The sequence below is a fragment of the Mycobacterium sp. genome (genome assembly GCF_008709575.1).
Lineage (GTDB): Bacteria > Actinomycetota > Actinomycetes > Mycobacteriales > Mycobacteriaceae > Mycobacterium.
Genome location: NZ_VYIK01000068.1, coordinates 1 through 19,168, shown reverse-complemented (window position 1 = coordinate 19,168; position 19,168 = coordinate 1). Strand labels below are relative to the sequence as shown.

Annotated in this window: 17 protein-coding genes and 2 pseudogenes; 9 read left to right on the top strand and 10 right to left on the bottom strand. The window is 64.9% G+C overall.

What is annotated here, in order from left to right:
• Positions 1 to 211: pseudogene (locus F6Q13_RS14530) on the bottom strand (hypothetical protein); the annotation flags it as partial.
• On the opposite strand from F6Q13_RS14530, the gene F6Q13_RS14525 reads away from it, so the two are divergent.
• Positions 111 to 521, top strand: coding sequence for a hypothetical protein (locus F6Q13_RS14525; RefSeq protein WP_293057798.1), 411 nt, complete (start codon positions 111 to 113; stop codon positions 519 to 521). The pseudogene F6Q13_RS14530 and the gene F6Q13_RS14525 overlap by 101 nt on opposite strands.
• A gap of 191 nt (positions 522 to 712) precedes the next feature.
• On the opposite strand, the gene F6Q13_RS14520 is transcribed toward F6Q13_RS14525, so the two are convergent.
• Together F6Q13_RS14520 and F6Q13_RS14515 are read right to left on the bottom strand one after the other, a co-directional pair.
• A complete protein-coding gene (locus tag F6Q13_RS14520; protein ID WP_293057792.1) occupies positions 713 to 1,738 on the bottom strand; it encodes an NAD(P)-dependent alcohol dehydrogenase in 1,026 nt (341 codons plus the stop codon).
• Positions 1,735 to 2,328 (bottom strand): metal-sulfur cluster biosynthetic enzyme, encoded by a 594-nt coding sequence (locus F6Q13_RS14515; RefSeq protein WP_293057789.1) that lies wholly within the window; start codon positions 2,326 to 2,328, stop codon positions 1,735 to 1,737. Before F6Q13_RS14515 ends, F6Q13_RS14520 begins: the two co-directional genes overlap by 4 nt.
• 225 nt (positions 2,329 to 2,553) lie before the next feature.
• Here F6Q13_RS14515 and F6Q13_RS14510 point away from each other — a divergent pair, with 225 nt between their 5' ends.
• From F6Q13_RS14510 to groL, 6 genes are all read left to right on the top strand, one after another.
• Positions 2,554 to 2,808: a hypothetical protein gene (locus tag F6Q13_RS14510; RefSeq protein ID WP_293057786.1), complete on the top strand. Its 255-nt coding sequence runs from the start codon at positions 2,554 to 2,556 to the stop codon at positions 2,806 to 2,808.
• Between the two features lie 164 nt (positions 2,809 to 2,972).
• Entirely contained in the window at positions 2,973 to 4,652 is a 1,680-nt protein-coding gene (locus tag F6Q13_RS14505; RefSeq protein ID WP_293057783.1) for a methane monooxygenase, read from the top strand.
• A 70-nt stretch (positions 4,653 to 4,722) separates the two neighbouring features.
• Positions 4,723 to 5,772 (top strand): NADH:ubiquinone reductase (Na(+)-transporting) subunit F, encoded by a 1,050-nt coding sequence (locus tag F6Q13_RS14500; protein WP_293057795.1) that lies wholly within the window; start codon positions 4,723 to 4,725, stop codon positions 5,770 to 5,772.
• An 83-nt stretch (positions 5,773 to 5,855) separates the two neighbouring features.
• Positions 5,856 to 7,025, top strand: coding sequence for a toluene hydroxylase (locus tag F6Q13_RS14495; protein WP_293057780.1), 1,170 nt, complete (start codon positions 5,856 to 5,858; stop codon positions 7,023 to 7,025).
• Complete coding sequence (mimD, locus tag F6Q13_RS14490) at positions 7,022 to 7,414, top strand: propane 2-monooxygenase effector subunit MimD (protein WP_293057777.1); 393 nt, start codon at positions 7,022 to 7,024, stop codon at positions 7,412 to 7,414. The genes F6Q13_RS14495 and mimD overlap by 4 nt, the downstream gene beginning before the upstream one ends.
• Positions 7,415 to 7,574: 160 nt before the next feature.
• A complete protein-coding gene (gene groL / locus F6Q13_RS14485) occupies positions 7,575 to 9,269 on the top strand; it encodes a chaperonin GroEL (protein WP_293057774.1) in 1,695 nt (564 codons plus the stop codon).
• A 25-nt stretch (positions 9,270 to 9,294) separates the two neighbouring features.
• Here groL and F6Q13_RS14480 read toward each other — a convergent pair whose 3' ends face one another.
• From F6Q13_RS14480 to F6Q13_RS14465, 4 genes are read right to left on the bottom strand one after another with little or no spacing between them, the layout of a single operon-like run.
• Positions 9,295 to 9,699, bottom strand: coding sequence for a hypothetical protein (locus F6Q13_RS14480; RefSeq protein WP_293057771.1), 405 nt, complete (start codon positions 9,697 to 9,699; stop codon positions 9,295 to 9,297).
• Positions 9,700 to 9,717: 18 nt separating this feature from the next.
• The gene (locus tag F6Q13_RS14475; RefSeq protein ID WP_293057768.1) at positions 9,718 to 11,346 is read right to left on the bottom strand and encodes a GMC family oxidoreductase; all 1,629 of its coding nucleotides are present in this window, start codon (positions 11,344 to 11,346) and stop codon (positions 9,718 to 9,720) included.
• A 60-nt stretch (positions 11,347 to 11,406) separates the two neighbouring features.
• Positions 11,407 to 11,877 carry a gluconate 2-dehydrogenase subunit 3 family protein gene (locus tag F6Q13_RS14470; protein WP_293057765.1) on the bottom strand — a complete coding sequence of 157 codons (471 nt, stop codon included), beginning with the start codon at positions 11,875 to 11,877 and terminating at the stop codon, positions 11,407 to 11,409.
• 48 nt (positions 11,878 to 11,925) lie between these two features.
• Entirely contained in the window at positions 11,926 to 12,462 is a 537-nt protein-coding gene (locus F6Q13_RS14465) for a YbhB/YbcL family Raf kinase inhibitor-like protein (RefSeq protein WP_293057762.1), read from the bottom strand.
• 116 nt (positions 12,463 to 12,578) lie between these two features.
• Here F6Q13_RS14465 and F6Q13_RS14460 point away from each other — a divergent pair, with 116 nt between their 5' ends.
• Positions 12,579 to 14,345: a helix-turn-helix domain-containing protein gene (locus tag F6Q13_RS14460; RefSeq protein WP_293057759.1), complete on the top strand. Its 1,767-nt coding sequence runs from the start codon at positions 12,579 to 12,581 to the stop codon at positions 14,343 to 14,345.
• Between the two features lie 26 nt (positions 14,346 to 14,371).
• On the opposite strand, the gene F6Q13_RS14455 is transcribed toward F6Q13_RS14460, so the two are convergent.
• Positions 14,372 to 15,487 (bottom strand): PPE family protein, encoded by a 1,116-nt coding sequence (locus tag F6Q13_RS14455; protein ID WP_293057756.1) that lies wholly within the window; start codon positions 15,485 to 15,487, stop codon positions 14,372 to 14,374.
• A 105-nt stretch (positions 15,488 to 15,592) separates the two neighbouring features.
• The gene (locus tag F6Q13_RS14450; protein ID WP_293057753.1) at positions 15,593 to 16,768 is read right to left on the bottom strand and encodes a PPE family protein; all 1,176 of its coding nucleotides are present in this window, start codon (positions 16,766 to 16,768) and stop codon (positions 15,593 to 15,595) included.
• A gap of 627 nt (positions 16,769 to 17,395) precedes the next feature.
• Between F6Q13_RS14450 and F6Q13_RS14445 the strand changes: the two genes are divergently transcribed.
• Positions 17,396 to 18,241 (top strand): PPE family protein, encoded by an 846-nt coding sequence (locus tag F6Q13_RS14445; protein ID WP_293057750.1) that lies wholly within the window; start codon positions 17,396 to 17,398, stop codon positions 18,239 to 18,241.
• A 7-nt stretch (positions 18,242 to 18,248) separates the two neighbouring features.
• Here F6Q13_RS14445 and F6Q13_RS14440 read toward each other — a convergent pair.
• A pseudogene (locus tag F6Q13_RS14440) lies at positions 18,249 to 19,168 on the bottom strand (primosome assembly protein PriA); the annotation flags it as partial.

The following is a 19,168-nucleotide window of genomic DNA, read 5'->3' as shown; positions in this document are numbered from 1 at the left end:
CTTCCGCGCCGGTGGCGGGCGCATCGGGTTTGGCGGGCGCATCGGGTTTGGCGGGTCCGGCCGCGGTGTCGGCGGGTTTGGGCGAGGCGGGTTCGGTCGGGAAGTTGTCGGTGCCGCCCTCGTGGGGCAGCGCGTCTCCGGCGATCCGGCTTGCCGCCACGGCAATGCCGCTGGGCGCGACGTCACCCGCCGCGGCCGCACCGGCAGGCATGATGGGCGTGCCTCCGATGGCCGGCGTCGTCAACACGTCGAGCAACAGCGGTTCGACACCGCTGCGGTCGCGGGTGCGTGCCAGGGCGCTGCCACCGTGGGCCGCAGAGCCGGCTGGTCACAGCCACCTCAGGAGCCGGTACACCCCGCCACATCATCACCGGCCGACTCGCACCGGGCCGTTGAGTGCCGAGGAACGCGAAGAACTCGACAAACTGCGTAAGGCGCTTGCCGAAGCCACCAAGAAACGTGACGCGCTCAAACGAGCGGCGGTCTTCATGCTCAAGCAAGCACAAAAACAGAAACAATAGTTCCAGTAGCGCACCGGTCTGCAGGTAGCAGAGTTACCTTCGGGTGAGCTCCGGTTATGGCCTGGTTATGACTGGCCTGGTTATGACATAGCGACCGTGACACTGGCGTCACGCTCGCCGCCCATCGTGACGCTGGCGTTACGCTCGCCGCGTGGGCCGGTGATACGGCTCACCCGCATCGAGGCATCCCGTCAGGGCACCAGGATGGCGCGACCCCGCACCTTTCCGGCATCGAGATCATCGAGCGCGCGCTGGAAATCCACCAGCGGATACTTGCTGGTGTGGAGCAAGACCTTGCCTTGCGCGGCGAGAATCATCAACTCCTGCAAGTCGTTGTAGGTGCCGACGAGATTGCCGATGAAGTTGATCTCGCTGGAGATCACGTCGATGGTGGGCACATCGATGTTCTCGCCGTAACCCACCACGAAGTAGTTGCCGGCCCGCCGTAGCATCGCCACGCCTTCCTTGGTGGCTCCGCCTTCGCCGACGAAATCGAGGACCGCCTCGGCACCGTGGCCGCCGGTGAGGTCAAGCACCTGTTGCACGTGGGTGCCGTCGGCAACGATAGCCTTGTCGGCGCCGATCTGTCCGGCAAGTTCGACCGCAGCCGGATTACGGTCGACGACGATGACCGTCACTGCGGAGATCGCCTTGAGCACTTGGATTCCGATGTGCCCGAGACCGCCGGCACCGATCACCACGCAGACATCACCGGGCCGCGTGGACCGCGCCACCTTGGCGGCGGCGTGATATGCGGTCAGGCCCGCGTCGGCAAGCGCCGCGACATCGGCCGGCTCAAGACTGTCGTCGATCCTGACGACACTGCGCGCGGTGGTCCGCAGGTACTCCGCATATCCCCCGTCAGTGTCGATACCGGGGAATCGGCCATTCTCGCAGTGCATGTCGTCGCCGAATCGGCAGGCGCGGCACAGGCCGCAGGTGATCAGCGGATGCAAGATCACCTTATCGCCGATTTTCACGTTGGTGACCGCTTCGCCGATGCGGTGCACCCATCCGGCATTCTCGTGTCCGATCGTGTAGGGCAATTCGACACCGGACTTGGCTTCCCACTGACCTTCGAGGATATGCAAGTCGGTGCGGCATACACCGGCTCCGCCAATCCGGACGATCACATCCAGCGGACCTTCTATCTTTGGTTCGGGAACATCAGCCAGCACAAGCTTTGTGTGGTATCCGACAACTTGTACAGCTTTCATTGTGGGTCCCTCGTTCCGGTATGGATGAATCGCGGCTCGGCCGCTTGCGGTGATATTTCTTCGATGTTGCCCTGATCGACGGTGACGACCCGGGCATTAGGGCACATGCTGAGCCCCAGGGCGAACCGCCGGCGAAGCAGCGCGTTTTTGGCTTCGCCGTCGGGCAGGTCACGTAAGGTAAGCCGGCGAACCCGCTCGGAGTTCAACCCCTGCTGTGCTACCAGCACCGATACGCATCGCTCTATCGCGGCAGCGTGGGCCCTGCGCAGACAGGTCTGACGCAGCGCGGCAAGGCTGTCGTCGGCTTCTGCACCCGCGTGACCGGCGTCGGTGGCCAGCCAAACGTTGATCCTTTCGCTGTCGTGATGACCGTGGATCAGCACCCGCAGCTGAGCGAGGTCGTCGACCTTCCGCAGCGCATCTCGCGCCTCGCACGCAAGCAGATAGGCGAAATTCGACGACGAGAATGCCGCCGGCAGCTGTAGGTGCACGGTGACCACGCCGTCATCGAGGTCCACCGACCGCGCTGAAACCGAATCCTGGCCGACGATGCCGGCCAGCGCTGTCATGATCTCGGCCCGAGCGGACATCACGGTATCAGCTCACCTCCCTGTTTTCGCCCTGCCGGCCATATGTGATCACAGCGTGTGATCCATCGGGAATGCAACTGCACCGGCGTCTCAGTCTGAGACTGCGGACCAAGGCGAAAATCCTTTTCGCCGATGAGGATTGATAGACCTCGGACCATCAGGGGTGACAAGATGTTTATGCGGCAGCCAACCGCACAAACCGTGATCACCTGAGGAAGTACGGTCATGAACGCACCCGGCGATTCACCGCGTGAAACATACAACCCGTGGACCATAGTCAATCTGGTTTTCAAACATTTGGCCGAGCAGGGTCTGCAACCGGTGCTGGGAGAAACTGACCCGGCCCAGCCGGCCGGCGCCCTGCTCAACGCCTTGGGCATTAGGCCGGCATTGGCCGACGAGGCCTGGGTGTCGAAGCGGCGCGACGCCGAGCTGGCGGAGCTTCGAGCGAGGTTCTTCCCCGGCTCAGTCTCAGACTGATACGACCGCCTGCGGGCATCTCGGCTGAAATAGAAATCACTCCGGACGCTGTCGGCCGTCGCCCGGCGCAGGTTCCCTGCCCTCGGTGACATACAAGATTGCTAAAAGCGGCGGCCAAATCGATGCAGCAACGGACGAAAGAATCACACAAGTGAGGAGAAAATATGAGTCGCCAAAGTGTGGCGAAAGCCCACCAAAAGATTCAGGAGCTGTCCTGGACACCTATGTATCACGAGCCGCAGAAGCACTTCGGAACTGACTACACTTTCCGGAAGGCGCCGAAGAAGGATCCGCTCAAGCAGGTTCTGAGGTCATACTTCCCCATGGAAGAGGAAAAAGACCACCGTGTCTACGGCGCTGAGGACGGCGCTATTCGCGGAAATATGTTCCGCCAGGTGCAGCAGCGGTGGATGGAATGGCAGAAACTCTTCCTATCGATCATACCGCTTCCGGAAATTTCCGCCGCCCGGGCGATGCCGCTGATCATGGACGTCGTCCCCAACCCGGAAATACACAATACGGCTGCGATTCAGATGATCGACGAGGTTCGTCACTCGACGATTCAGCAGAATCTCAAGCGCATCTACATGAAGAACTACATCGATCCGGCCGGTTTCAACTCGAGCCTGCGCTCTTTCCAGAACAACTATGCCGGCACCATCGGACGCCAATTCGCCGAAGGATTTATCACCGGTGACGCGATCACGGCGGCCAGCATGTATCTGACGATCGTCGCCGAGACGGCCTTTACCAACACGTTGTTCGTGGCCATGCCCGGCGAAGCCGCCGCAAACGGCGACTACTTGCTGCCGACCGTGTTCCACTCGGTGCAATCCGACGAGTCGCGCCACATCAGCAACGGGTACGCGACGTTGCTGATGGCCCTGGCCGACGAGGAGAACCGGGAATTGCTCGAACGCGATCTGCGGTACGCCTGGTGGAACAACCACGCCGTCGTCGACGCGGCGATCGGGACGTTCATCGAGTACGGCACCAAGGACCGGCGCAAGGACCGGGAAAGCTACGCGGAGATGTGGCGTCGGTGGATCTACGACGACTACTACCGCAGCTACCTCATTCCGCTGGAGAAGTACGGTCTCAAGGTGCCGCACGACCTGGTGGAGGAAGCCTGGAACCGCATTTGGAACAAAGGCTATGTCCACGAGGTGGCGCAATTCTTCGCCACCGGATGGATCGCGAACTACTGGCGCATCGACCCGATGACCGACGAAGATTTCGAATGGTTCGAGTACAAGTACCCGGGCTGGTACGACAAGTACGGCAAGTGGTGGGAGAACTACGCCCGACTGTCGAAGCCGAACGGGCATCTGCCCATCGCCTTCGAGGCCGAGTCGGTGAACTACTACTATCCGCACCGGTGCTGGACATGCATGGTTCCGTGTCTGATCCGTGAGGACATGGTCTATGACAAGGTGGACGGACAGTGGCGGACGTACTGTTCGGAGACCTGCCATTGGACCGATGCGGTCGCCTTCCGACCTACCTACAACGGGCGCCCGACTCCCAACATGGGCAAACTGTCAGGTAAGCGGGAATGGGAGACCCTGTTCCACGGATGGAATTTCGCCGACATCATGCAGGATTGCGGCTATGTCCGTGACGACGGCAAGACGTGCACGGCCCAACCGCACCTGAGTCTGGATCCGAAAGACATGTGGACGCTCGACGACATCCGCAAATGCCCGGCCTACGCGAGCCCCAATATCTTGCTGAACGAGATGACCGATGCCGAGCGTGAGCTGTGGGCTCAGGACTACCGGCTCGGCGGCCCGGCCGGCCGCTACGCCGAGACTCCGGTGCCCGGAGTAAAGCGGACAGGATAGCGGCAAATGCTTGGGTGGTGCTGCAATGCTGGATTTGCAGCACCACCCAACATTTACGGATGGAGAACCGTTGAGCAGCAAGCATTTGGTGCGCTTCGAGCCGGTGGGCGTCGAGATCGAGGTGCCGGAGGACAAGACGATACTGGAGGCCGCCTTCGAGCAAGGCATCATGCTCATGCACGGCTGCAAAGAAGGCCAGTGCGCGGCATGCAAGTCCTTTCTCCTCGACGGCGAAGACATTGAACACGAACGGTATTCGACGTTCGCGCTGCCGGAATTCGAAAAAGACGAAGGGTATGTGCTGCTCTGCCGTGCGCACGCGTACGAGGACGTCACGATCGAGCTCCTCAACTACGACGAGGAGATGATCAAGTCGGGCTTGCCGATCCAGGAAGCCAAAGTTGAGGTGGTCTCGAAGACGCACGTCACGCACGATATGTGTCATTTGGTTGTGCGGCTGCTCGACGGAGCCGAATTCAAGTTCTTCCCGGGTCAATACGTGGATTTCACGGTCCCGGGCAGCGACGAGGTGCGGTCGTTCTCGATGGCCAACACGTCCTCGCCGCAGAACGGACTGCTGGAATTCGTCATCAAGATCTATCCGGACGGGCTGTTCTCGCAGATCCTCGAACACCAGGTGGCACCCGGCGATCGTTTGGCCATCAAGGGTCCATACGGGATGTTCACGTTGCGGGACAACCCCGGGGCGGACCTGGTCTTCGTCGGCGGCGGCGCGGGTATCGCACCGATACTGTCGGTGCTGCGCTCGATGGCCGAGCGCGGCATCGACCGTGCGGCACGGTTCTACTACGGTGTGCGCACCCACCGTGATTTGTGCTTCGAAGACGAGTTGCGGGCACTGGAAGAGAAATTGCCGGGATTCCGTTATATCCCTGCACTTTCCGAACCCGATGGCAACGACGACTGGACGGGTGAGACCGGGTTGATCACCGACGTCGTGCGGCGCTTGGAGTCCAACCTCGACGGGGCCGACTGTTACGTGTGCGGTCCGCCGCCGATGGTGGAAGCGGCGCTAGAACTCCTGCCCGCCCTTGGCGTGGATGGTGCGCGCATCTTCTACGACAAGTTCACCACGACAGGAGAGCCGGCGGATGCCTGACCAGTCCGTCGGCATCGGGGATCACAAGTGAAGGAGAAAGTGATGAGCACCGTAGTAACCAATCACCAACGAAGGGAAGATTGATGACCACCGTGGAGGGGCGCAGCGTCCCCAAGGTTCAGTTCACCGATGCAGAGGCGGGGGCAAAAGAGTTCCCGGACTCCGACGCCCGCGACTTCAACTATTACGTTCCGGCCAAGCGCAAGCAGACACACTACGAGGACGTGACCGTCGACGTTCAGCCCGACACCCGTCGCTGGCTGGCCCAGGGATGGCTCTACGCCTGGGCAGACGGTAAAAGCGCCTACCCACTCGAGTGGACGGCCCTCAAAGCGTTCGGCACCGACCGCGGCGAGCCCGAGCGCAAACCCGGATCGGGCACGGCAGGATTCGGCTGGCCGGCACTGGGCTGGCATGAGTTCCGCGACCCCAACGAGGAGTGGGAACTCACCATTTACCGCAACATCTCCAACGTGGTGCGGCAACTGAACCAGAACATCGAAGCGGCCCGCAACACCAAGGCGTTCGAGCAGTGGCGGGCCCGCTGGGTCGAATTCGTCGCCCAGCACGTCGGTGCCTGGATGCACGTCGACCACGGGTTGGGTATGTACGTGTTCATCAAGGCTAACCGGCGGGCGCCGACGAACATGCACAACAACGCCCTCTCGGTCAACGGGATGCACCTCATCCGCGCCGCGCAGGACCTCGCGTTGTACAACCTGACGCTGTCCGAGGAGATCGACTCCTTCGACGGCAGCGCGCACCTGAACACGTGGAACAACGATGCCGCCTGGCAGGGTGTGCGCGAAACCGTCGAAGGGCTGACCGCGATCTACGACTGGGCAGAAGCCGCTTTCGCGACCAACATCGTGTTTCAGCCGCTGGTCGGAGAATTGTTCCGCAGCCATCTCGTCCAGCAGGCGGCGCCGGAGAACGGCGACTTCGTGACCCCGACGCTGATCAGCGCCGAAGAATACGACTTCTCCGAGCGTGATTTGCGCTACACGCTGGAGATGTTCCGGCTTTTGGTCGAGGACAAGGAGTTTGCCGACCACAACAAGTCGACGATGCAGTCGTGGCTGTCGACGTGGGTGCCGCGGTGCATCGGCGCGGCGCGCAAGCTGCAGCCGTTGTGGTCGCAGCCGGACGCGAAACCACCCCGGTTCGAGGACGGCCTGGACCGCGTCAAGACCCGGTTCACCGAGATCCTCGAAAAACTTCACCTGGACACCCCGAAGGAGCTGGCTCAATGACATCGACGACCGAAAACCCGCTGAAGAAGCCGGTGCCGAGTCCGTTCAAGGCGGACAACACACCGTCCAACGAGTGCGGCTTTACGCTGATGAACAACCAGGTCGGCGAGGTCATCGCCGAGGTCATGCGCCATAAGCCCAACGTCAAGGTGCATTCACCGTTGCCGTCGCTGATCCGCGTCGACGGCAAGAACAAGATCGAGGTGCTCTACTCGGAAATCGACGAGGCGGCCGGCGAGGAGCCGGGGTGGTTCAACCAGGCCGAGTTCGAGGAGAACATGTCGACGCACTACGGCCGGATGGTCTTCTTGGACGACCGGGCACTGCTGTTCGCCAACCCGGAGGACGCGGCGGAGTATCTTGGCTTCGATCTTGTCGCGGCCGAGTAACTCTGGAAGCGAGGTTGGTGTGGCCGGTTCGCCGGCCACACCATCTTGCCGTTTTCGGCGACCGGGCCGCAACCGCCCGCACCGGCTTGATCCTGGGTTCGGCCTAACCAAACCGTTTGACACCCAACCGTTCGACTTGTTGTCTCGTTAGGAGGAGCCCATGGCCAAGGAGCTACGCTTCGGACCGACCGCCCGCAGCCTGCTGCAATCCGGCGTCGATCAGCTCGCTGATGCGGTAAAGACCACGCTCGGCCCCAAAGGGCGCAATGTGATACTGGAAAAGGTCACCGGTTCGCCGGTGGTCACCAACGACGGGGTGACCATCGCGCGCGAAATCCACCTGAAAGACCAGTTCGAGGACATGGGCGCACAACTGGTCAAAGAAGCGGCGATCAAAACCAACGACCTCGTCGGCGACGGGACCACCACCGCCACGGTCATCGCGCAGGGCATTGTCAGCGAAGGCATGCGCGCGATCAATCAGGGCGGCAACCCGGTGCTGATCAAGCGCGGGATCGACCTGGCCGTGGGTCGGCTGGTCGACAAGCTCAGGTCCGTGGCGCACCCGGTGAAGACCGAAGAAGACTACGCGCGGGTCGCAGCGATCTCGGCCAACGACGACGACGCTGTGGGCGCTGTGATCGCACAGGCTCTCTACACCGTCGGCGAGTCCGGCGTGGTCACGGTGGAAGAAGCCGCCGAGCCGGGCATGACCGTGGAGTTCGTCGAAGGATTCCAGTTCGACAACGGGTATGTGTCACCGTACATGGTCACGGACGCGGGCCGGCTCGAGGCGATCGTCGACAATCCCTACCTGCTGCTGAGCAACGAGAAGATCAGCAAGGTGCAGGAGATCATGCCGCTCCTGGACAAGATCATGCGGGCCGAGAGGCGGCCCCTGGTGATCATCGCCGAGAACGTGGAAGGCTCGGCGCTGAGCATGCTCGTGCACAACCACGTCAACGGCATCTACCAGTGCGTCGCGGTACGCGCACCCGGGTTCGGCGACCTGCGCCTGCAAAAGCTTGAGGACATCGCCGCGGTGACCGGCGGCGCCGTGCACAGCCGACAGTCCGCGTTCAGTCTGGAGACCATGACGGTTGACCAGCTCGGCCGCGCGGCGCAGGTACGTGTCACCAAGGACCACACCGCGATCATCGGCGGCGCTACCGCCGATCAGGTGGAATTTCGGATCACCCAGTTGCGCGCCGAACGGGAACGGGCCACCTACGGCCGCGACCAGGACGTGTTGACGCAGCGCATCGGCGCATTGGCCGGGCAGGTTGCCGTGATCAAGGTCGGCGCGCCGACTCCGGCCGAGCTCAAAGAGCTGGATCACCGCGTCGAAGACGCCCTGTCGGCCACGCGCGCCGCCATGGCCGAGGGAATCGTGGCCGGTGGCGGAGTGGCGCTGCTGCGTGCCGCGGCGGCGCTCGACGACCTCGACGTCAGCGACGACGATTATGCGACCGGCGTCGACATCGTGCGCCGAACCTTGCCCCTGCCGGCGCATTTGATCGCGGCCAACGCCGGCTATAACGCCGAGGAGGTCGTGGCCCGCATCCGCGACCTCGATGTCGACGAGGGATTCGACGCTCTGAACGGCCGCTACGGCAACATGTTCGAGTTGGGTGTCGTCGACCCGTTACGAGTGGTCCGTTCTGCGCTGCAAAACGGTGCTTCGGTGGCCGGCTTGCTGCTCACCACCGACACGCTGGTCGCGGAGGAGCAAACACCCTGGGGCGGCAGCCGTGCTTTGATGACCGAGTTCGGTCCTCTCGACGAAGGCATCCCCCAGCCCTCTCCGGACGCCGCCGCGCCACAGTCCCTCGGCTTGGGTCCTGCCATCAGCTGAGCCGGCGGTCAGCCCGCTGAGCGGGCTACCCGCCGGCGGCTTTTTTGGCAACGCCCAGATTGTGGAGCCGTTGGCGGGAATGCCGTGTCCACAGTGCGCCCACTTCGGACAGGTGCCGTTCGGCCAGCTTGTGATGGTCCTGCAGCATCTGCTCGGTCAGCTTGCGGCGCTCGTTCAGGTGCCGCGCACCGACGCTTTCGTATTCCTTGGTGGACAGTTCGCCTCGTCGAGCGATGTCGTGATGCTCGGCCAGATGCCGATCCGTGAGGGCTTTCAACTTGGCGAGGTGGTTGTTCACCATCGCGCTGTACTCCCGCACATGGGCCTTGATGATCGCGTCGTGATCGCAGGAGTGAGTTTCCCGGGTCTGCTCATCCCCGGCTGTCTCCGGGCGTGGCGGCTTAGCGTTTCCCGGTGATCTTGTCGTCATACCATGGGCTCCTGTCGGCTACGAGCCGCTCACGGTCATCATCTCCGACGCCAGATCTTCTTCCCCTGCCATCACGGACATGATGTATTCGGCTTGCCGGATGGCCAGCGCGCTGATGGTCAGAGTCGGGTTCTCTGATCCGCTGGTGGGAAACACACTGCCGTCGGCGACGAACAAGTTGGGTACCTCGTGGGCTTGCCCGAACTGGTTGACCACCGAAGTGGCGGGGTCCTCGCCCATCCGGCAGGTGCCCAGATTATGCGTCGCCGGGTAGGGCGGGGTGTCCCACACCTTGACAGCCCCGGCCGCCTGGTAGATCTCCCTGGCTTTCTCCCACGCGTAGTTACGCATGGCGGTGTCGTTGGGGTGATCGGTCACGGTGACGACCGGTACCGGCATCCCGAACTGGTCCTTGCGGCTCGGGTCGACCGTCACGCGGTTGTCGGCCTGGGGCATGTCCTCGCCGACGATCCACAAACCGGCCAGCTGGGTGTAGGACTCCATCATGTCGGCCAGCGGCTCGCCCCAGAGGGCATGGCTTCCCCGGGTCGAGGTCAACGGTCCGGGACTGACGAAGATGGCGGTGTTGACCGGGCCGAGCATGATGGTTTCCAGATGGAAGCCGCTGACGAATCCCCGCTTCTCGGGCTGGTTGTCGTGGAACGCATCGATCATGCCCATCATGGTCATGCCCTTGTAGGCGTGTATCGGATACGGGAACTTGGCATAGCTGGACGCGGTCACGTGGCGCATGTAGTAGCGGCCCACTGCCCCGCTGCCGTTGGCCAGACCGTTGGGAAAGCGTGCACTGGCCGAATTGAGCAGCAACCGGGGAGTCTGGATGCTGTTGGCCGCGACGACCACGAACTGGGCCTTCTGCTCGACGATGCGACCCTCGGGGTCGGCGTAGACCACGCCTGTCGCCCGTCCCGTCTCGTCGGTCGAGATCGACAACGCCTGACACTTCGGACGCAGGTCAAGCCACCCGGTCTCTTCGGCTTTCGGGATGGCCTCATACAGGCTGCTCCACTTGGCTTCGTTACGGCAGCCCTGGAAGCAGAAACCCCGCTGGGTGCACATGCCGCGACCCTGGTATTCCTCGGTGTTGATGGCCATGTGGCCCGGGTGGGCATCGATCCCCAGCACGTCGGCCCCGCGCTTGAGAGCCAGGAAATTGGTGTTCGCGGGAGCGGGGGGCAGCACCCGCCCGGTGACACCGAGCAGACGCTCCGCCCTCTCGTAGTAGGGAGCCAGCGTTTCGTAGTCGATGGGCCAGTCGACCAGGTCCGCGCCCGCGATGTCGCCGTAGGTCGTCCGGGCCTTGAACTCGTGGGGTTGCAGGCGCAACGCGGCGCCGGCCCAGTGGGTCGTGGTACCCCCCACCGTCTTACAGATCCACGCCACGCTTTGAGTCACGTCCGGGCCGTTGGCGATGACAGGGTCAAGCCAGGTCAGCTTGTTGTACATCGCTATCTCGTCCTCTTCGAAGTCCTTGTCGGCGTCCAGTCGTGGCCCGGCCTCCAGGGCCACCACTCGCACGCCGTTGAGGCAGAGCTCGCGAATGACGTTGCCGCCTCCGGCTCCCGTTCCGATGACAACGACTTCCACTGCCTCGTCGAGAGGCACTTTGACCGCAGACCGCGCCATGTGACACCTTCTTTCGCTGTTCGGCCGTTGCGCTGGCCAGCCGGCTGACCAAGGCCTTGCTTATACCGCCGGCTTACCCCAGTCGACGACGTCAAATCCCCGGTGGAGAAAGCCCTGCCCGTCTCGCTGGGCCAATCCCGGATACCCGATGGCCTCCCAGACGAGATGGCGGTTGTAGAAATCCGCGACTACCGCGTAGACGAGATTTTGGAATAGCGCCGTGTCGTCTATCGCCCTCAGCAGCGTGTCCTGTAATTCAGCGGGGGCGTCGGCAAAGGACGCCGCCCCCTGCGCGACCGCCTGCTGGTCGAGTTCTTTGAGCTGACCCCGGATTTCGTTGCGCAGCTGTGTATCGGTCGCCAACCGGGCGTCGTACGCCAACGCCGTGTACCAGACCACCTCGCGGAGTCGCGGGTCTCGATGGGGAACGATACGGCTCATCACGGCCACCAGATTGGCCGCCTCGGCCGGCTGCAAAGCCTGAAACAGCAACACTTTGTCGTCTTTTGCTGTCGCCGTGTGATCTGTCACGTAAAACCACCTTTTCCTGCGGCTGGATTGTTGATGCGCCCGATTTCGTTACTGCTCGAATGTGGCGATGATCATCCCGCGCGCCAGGGTGTGGCTGAACAGGTTGAAGCCGAGGAATGCCGGCGTCGCCTCCGCGGGAAGGCCCAGGCTTTCGGTGTCGACGGCGTGCACGGCGAAGATGTAGCGGTGCGGGCCGTGCCCGGCCGGCGGCGCAGCACCCAGGTACCCGCGGATGCTGGCGTCGTTGAGCAAGGTGACAGCCCCGGCCGGCAGGTCGGGGCTTCCCGGAGTGCCCGCACCGCTGGGCAGTTCGGTGACGCTGGCCGGAATATCGGCAACGGCCCAATGCCAAAATCCGCTTTGGGTGGGGGCGTCGGGGTCATAGCAGGTGACGGCGAAACTTTTCGTCTCCTGCGGGAACCCGAACCACGAAAGCTGGGGGGAGCGGTCCTCGCCGCCGGCACCGAAAAGCCCGGAAGCTTGCGGTTTTGGCATCGGCTTGCCGTCGGTGATGTCGGTGCTGGTGACGGTGAAGGTCGGCACTTTCGGCAGGAATTCGAAGGGCAGCGGTGGACGTTGGCTCATGGCTCAAATTCTTACGGGGTCATCCGGGCCCTGCGTGTCACAATATGAGACGGCTGAGACCGGCGTCACATTGTGGTATTAATGACGGATATAGAACAGCTCCCAGTCGAGGTGTGATGACTACGGCATTCGCCGACAATGTGGAATCGGCCCGACAGCAGTTTCTTGCCGGTGGAGAGCTGAAAACAGATGTTGTCCCGCCGGAAGTTTTGCGGTCCTGGCGCCGATCGCTGGCGTCGCGTGTCGATCCCGACCACCTGAACCTGCCTTACCTCAACGATCCGGACACCGATACCCGGCTGGTTCATGCGGCAACTCCGGTGCTGCGCTGGATGGCCGATGAGTTGGCATCGCAGGCCGTCAGCGTGATCTTGACCTCGCCGAGCGGACTGGTGCTCGAGCGGTTCGCTGCCGACCTCACGTTGATGCGCGCACTGGACGATGTGCAGCTGGCGCGTGGTTTCAACTACGCCGAAGAGTTCGCCGGAACCAACGGAATCGGCACCGCGCTGGCCACCGGCCATCCGGCTTTCATCCAAGGTGGTCAACACTATGTCGGTGCCTTGGGCCGCCTGGCGTGCGCGGGCTGGCCGATCCGCGATCCGATCACCGGCAGGACCCTCGGGGCCGTCGACCTCACCTGCTGGGCCAGCCAATCCGATCCCCATCTTTTGACCCTGGCGAAAAGCGCCGGACGCCAGGTCGAGGACCGGCTCGGTCTGCTGGCCTGCGAGAGCGAAACCGCGCTGTTGCATGCCTACCGAAGGCACGACTGCCGCTACAGCGGCGGAGTACTGGCCATCGGCGGCGATGTCGTGCTGATGAATTCCCTTCTACAGCAAGGCTTCAACACGGCCGACCAGGCGGTATTGCTGAGTAACGCGGCCGAGATGGCCGGGTCCGCCGGGACGCCGACGGTGATCACCACCCTGCCCAGCGGCACCACGGTTCGGATTTCGCTCGCCGAGCGCGTCACGACACCCGGTCGGGTCCACAGCGCGGCGGTGTTCCACGTGCAGACTCAGCAGTTCGTTCAAATCGGTGCGGTGCCCGGCGGCCAACGGGCTCAGGCTTTCCTGAACCTGCCCGGTCGCAGCAGCTCCTGGCTGCGGTGCTGCCGACAGGTTGAACGCTGCTACCGAGATCTGGAGTGGACCCTCATCGAGGGCGAGCGCGGATCCGGGCGCAGCACCCTGGCTCAGGCCGTGGTCCGTCACGTTACCCCCGAACGCACCGTGCGGGTGCTGCGCTATCAGGCGTTCGGCAATGCCGACGCCTTCACCGCCGAACTGGAGGCCGAGCTCGCCGGCGGCGAGACTTTCGCCGTCATCATCGCCGATCTCGACGAGTTGCCCGAAGAGGCGCTGGAAACCGTGGGTGCGCTTTTGCAGACCGTGGCCGGCCGGGGCTGGATTGCCGCCACGATCGACACCGAAACCCATCCCGGTTTGCTGGACACTCTTATCCTGCCCTTTTTCCACCACACCGTCACGGTGCCGGCGTTGCGGCACCGCATCGAAGATTTGGACGAACTCGTGCCGTGGCTGCTGCAGGAGTTGAGCCACGGAGCCAATGTGCGCCTGACACCGGCGGCCATGCGCCAGCTCGCCAAGCTGACATGGCCCGGCAACGTCGCGCAGCTTCGCAGGGTATTGGCGGAGACGCTGGCGACACAGCGCAGCGGGACCATCGATGTCGACAAATTGCCCGCCGAGTGCCGGGCGCTGGCGCGCCGCAAGCTTACTCAGCTCGAATCACTCGAACGCGACGCGATCGTGCGCAGTCTCTTGGAGAACAACGGCAGCAAGACCGATGCCGCCCAGGCGCTGGGAATTTCACGGGCCACCATCTACCGCAAGATCAAGGAGTTCGGAATCGCCTGAGGGCCGCGCAGCCCGATCCCGCCGGGTTATCCGGCTGCCGGTGGGCGGGCCATCACGGTGAGCCGGGCGCCGTAGCGGGGCACGATGCGGGTGGGCCGATAGGGAGTCACCCCCGGCAGCCCGGGCATCCCGGGCATCCCGGAACCGTGCGCGGCGACCTCCCCGGCCGCCGAAAAACCGGCCGGGCCGGCCTCCCCCGGCCCCGCCACCGGACCCGACGACGCCCCCCAGCCCGCCGGCACCGACATCGACCCGACCGCGCCGGCCCGACCCAGTACCGCCGACACCCCGGCCCAGCCCGACACTGCCGGTCCGACCCGCGCCGCCACCAGTGTCGGCGCCGCCGGGACAACCTCGGCCCCGGCCGCCCCCAAATCGGGCAGCAAGCCCAAATCGTTAGTGGCCGACAGGAGTTGGTCGGGCACCTCATCGAAGTCCTGGATGGACTCCACGACGACCAGGAGGAAAAGAACCCCGCCGGCGACCGTGAACTCGGCGGGGAGCAGGGCAGGGATCGTCGGCGCGGCGACGGCCGGTGCGGTGCTCAGCGCCGGGCTGCCCACGGCGGAGTCCGCGGCCGCGGCCACGGCGCTGTGCTGCGCGGCCAGGCCCGACGCGTCGGTGACCTGGTGGGGCGAGGCGAACACCGGCAACCGGGTCGCCGCCCCCGCGGCGGCGGCGTAGCCGTTCATCGCAGCGGCGTCTTGGGCCCAGTACTGGTAGTACTGCGCCTCGGTGGCCGCGATTGCCGGGGCGTTTTGGCCGAAGAAGTTCGTCGCGACCAGCATCGCCAGCTGCACCCGGTTGGCGGTGACCGCCGCCGGCGGCACCGACATCGCCCGGGCCGCCTCGTAGGCCGCCGCCGCCGCGCGGGCCTGCAGGGCCATCTGCTTGGTCTGCTCGGCGGCGGTGCCCAGCCACGCCAGATACGGCGCCACCGCGCCCGACATCGCCTGCGCCGCCGGGCCATGCCAACCCAGACTCGTCAGGGCCGACAGCACCGACCCGCACGCCTGCGCGGCGATGTCCAACTCCGCCGACAGCGAATCCCACCCACCCGCGGCCACCGCCAGCGGACCCGACCCCGGCCCGGTGTAAATCCGCCACGAATTGACCTCCGGCGGCAAAAACCCGAAATCCATTGTTTCGCTAGCTCTTTCGCTGGGCCATTCCAAGCCGACTTCCACATCGCTCAGCGCCGCACCATCGGTGGTCGGCGGAGAAGGCAGGTTCTTGACCCGACTCGGTTATCCGGCTGCCGGGGGGCGCGGCATCACCGTGAGGCGGACACCGTAGCGCGGGGGGGCGCCGACACCGGAACCGCGGGAGATCGCCCCCGGCATACCCGGATAGCCGGGATACCCCGAGGCCGCAACTTCCTCGGTTCCGGGAAGAATCGTCATGCCCGCGGGCTCCAAGGCCGTGACAGTGCTGGTCGACGGCGCCGACCAGCTCGCCGGCACCGACATCGGCCCGATGGTGCCGGCGTGGGCGAGCGTCGCCGAGACCTCGCCTAAACCCGCACCCAGGCCGGCACCGCCGAGGCTGGCCGCGGCGCCCCCGAGCGGTGCTTCGGCGATGGCGGGTGCGAGGGCGGCCGGCACTTCTTCGGCGACCGCTTCGGCTCCCAGGTTGGGAAGAATCCCCAAGTTGTTCATCGCTCCGATGGTGTTGGTGACCACCTGCGTCAAACTGTTCGTGCTGTTTGTCGCGGTGAAAAGGAAGACGACCTCGTCCAGGATGGTGAAGTCGTCGGGGACGATCGGTGGAATTATTTGGGCCGGAACAGCCGCAGCGGACCCGCTCACCCCGGACAGCACGGAACTCGCCGAGGCTGAACCGGCCGCGCTGGTGCCGGCCGCGGCGACCGCGCTGTGCTGGGCCGCCAGACCCGACGCGTTGGTGGCCTGGTTCGGCGAGGTGAACGTCGGCAACTGCCTGGCTGCTGCCGCGCTGGCGTCATAGCCCGCCATCGCGGCGACATCCTGAGCCCAGTAGTCGGCGTACTGGGCGTCGAGCGCGGCGATCGCCGCGGTGTTTTGGCCCAGGTAATTAGTCGCGACCAGGGCAGCCTGCTGGACGCGGTTGGCCGCGACCGCCGGCGGGGGCACTGTTGCCCGCAACGCCTGTTCGAAGGCCGCTGCGGCCGCCCGAGCCTGAACGGCGACCTGTCTTGTCTCCTCGGCGGTGGTTTGCAACCACACCTGATATTGCTGGGCAACCGCATTCATCGCAGCCGCGGCGGGACCTTTCCAGTCCAAGCTCGTCAGAGCCGACAAAACCGATTCATAGTTTTGCGCTGCGGAGCTCAATTCCGCAGACACCGCGTCCCAGCTGGTGGCGGCAGCTAAAAAAGAGGACGGCCCCGGACCGGTATAGATCAAAGTCGAGTTGACCTCCGGCGGGTTCGACAAATAATTCATCGTCTCGCGATTCTTTCGTCGGAGCTAAATGGGTGTGCGGGCGAAGCGCCTTCCGGCGATCGCCGCATGGGTAGGGGTCCCGACGTTGGGACATTGCTGTGAGGTGCTACAGCTGAAGGTGCCGAAAAGGGTTAGCCTATTGCTATGGCGGATCCGATGAATGGAGCAGCACCGCATTCCACGACGCCCTATACCATCGGCGGAGAGTTCGCACGCTCCATCTGAAACGGCCCCCCTTCGATGTGCGGCCGGTGGCGATATGGTTGCATGGCGTAGTCGCGGGCGAAACTAACCAGATCTTGCTTCTTGGCAAACTTCCTGTGATGGTTTGGTGAAATCTGATCCGTCGTTGGATTCGGGATCTCACCCCTGGCTCCGCCAAATTACCGGACCGCGATGAGTGCTGATACAAATGTTGGGCGAGCCGGAGTAATGAAGACGGGGCAAGAACCTAAGGCTTACTTTACTGAGGAAAACCTTCGCTGAATAAGTATCGCCTTCGTTGCGACGACCCTGTTTGAGTGCTAGCCTTCGTTACATCATGAGTGGAAACTCTCGCAAAAACAATTACAGGGCGCTAGGTGAAAATAGTTGCCAAAATCGTCGAGCTCCCCGCGTGTTCGGTCGATGACACAGAGTCTCACCGCCGGCGCTAGTGCCGGCGCCGGGCCCCGCCACCACACCGCGATCGCGGCCAGCCACACCGTGGGAACGCTGCCCGACTACGGCTCCCTCCCCCCGGAAGTCAACTCTGACCGCATCCGTTCGGGTCCGGGCTCTGCACCCATGCTGGCCGCGGCCCGAGCGTGGGAAAACCTGGCGGAGGACTTGTACCTCGCGGCAGCCGCGTGCCGATCGGTGATCGCGGCACTGACCGGCCAGGCTTGGCTGGGGCCGGCATCGGCGGCGATGGCCGCCACGGCCGCTACCCACGTGTCGTGGCTGACCCAGACCGCCGCGGCGGCCGCGGAGGCTGCCGCGCGGGCACGGCAGGCGGCGACCGCCTACGAGACCGCGGTCGCGACGACCGTGCCGCCGCCGATGATCGCGGCCAACCGCGCCGAGTTGGCACTCATGGGTCGAGGAAACCCCTATGGCCAACACGCCCACGCGATCGCGGCGGTGGAGGCCGACTACGAGCAGATGTGGGCGCAGGACGCCGCCGCGATGTACGGCTACGCCGACCGATCGGCCGCCGCGTCGAGTCTCACGCCGTTTCTCCTGCCGCAGCACATCGCTGTTCCCGGCACCACCGAACTCATGGCGGCGGTGCCTCAGACGCTGCGCGGGCTTGCCCGGCCCGCGCAGTCCGCGGTGCTGCCGTCGGCGACAGTGGGTCGCGCCGGCTGCATCGGCCCGCTCTCGGTGCCGCCGGCCTGGACGCCCACCCGCACCCGGCCGGTCAGCCGCCGTCAGTTCGTTTCGAAACCGCTGCGGCACAACGCCACCGACCTCATACCTGCCTGGGCGTAACCGCCGGTCATCCGACATGCAGCGGGTCGATCTGCACCCGCACCGTGTCGTGGTGTTGTCGGGCGCTGAGCACGGCCAGCCCGCGGCGCAGCGCCGCCGCCAATGCCAGGCCCTGTTCGCGGCCAACCTTGACCAGCATGCGGGCGTCGGTGGCCCGGGAACCCGACGAGCCGGCCGGGCGGCGCACCCCCGCCGGCAGCGCCACCGGGCCGAGCAACTGCGCCCCTTCGGGTAGCCGGGTCGCCTCGAGCAACGCCGCGATCGCCTCGGCGCTGCCGTCGAGGGCCGCCAGATGCCCGCTCGGCGGTAAGCCGACGTCGGCGCGCGCGGCCAGCTCGGCTTCGGCGTGCCCGACCGGATCCCAGCGGATCAGCGATTGCACGGTCGGGATCGACGAGTCGGCGACCACCACCACTACCCCGCCGTCACCGCGGGCCCGCACCAGCGCCGCAGCGGCCAGCCAGCGCCGCAAGGCGTCTTCGGCGGCGCGCAGATCCTGCCGACCCAGCAGTGCCCAGCTGTCCAGCAGCAACGCCGCCCCAAAGCCGCCGCGGGCCCGCGGCTCGGCCCCGGGGGTGGCCACCACCACCGCCGGGCGGGCGGCGACCTCGCGCACCACGGTGTCGCCGCCGGAGATGATCACCGTGGTTTTCGGGAAGGCCCGGCCGAGTTCCTCGGCGGTGCGCCGGGCGCCGACGACGACGGCGCGCACGGTCTGCGATCCGCAGCGCGGGCAGCGCAGCGCCACCTCGGCGCGGCCGCACCATCGGCAGACCGCGCCCACCCCGGCGGCCGGCAGCGACAGCGGGCCGGTGCACTGCCGGCAGCGCGCGATCGCCCGGCAGCCTCCGCAGGCCAGCGCCGGCAGATAGCCCCGGCGCGGCACCTGCACCAGCACCGGCGCCCCGGCGTCCAGCGCCGAGCGGG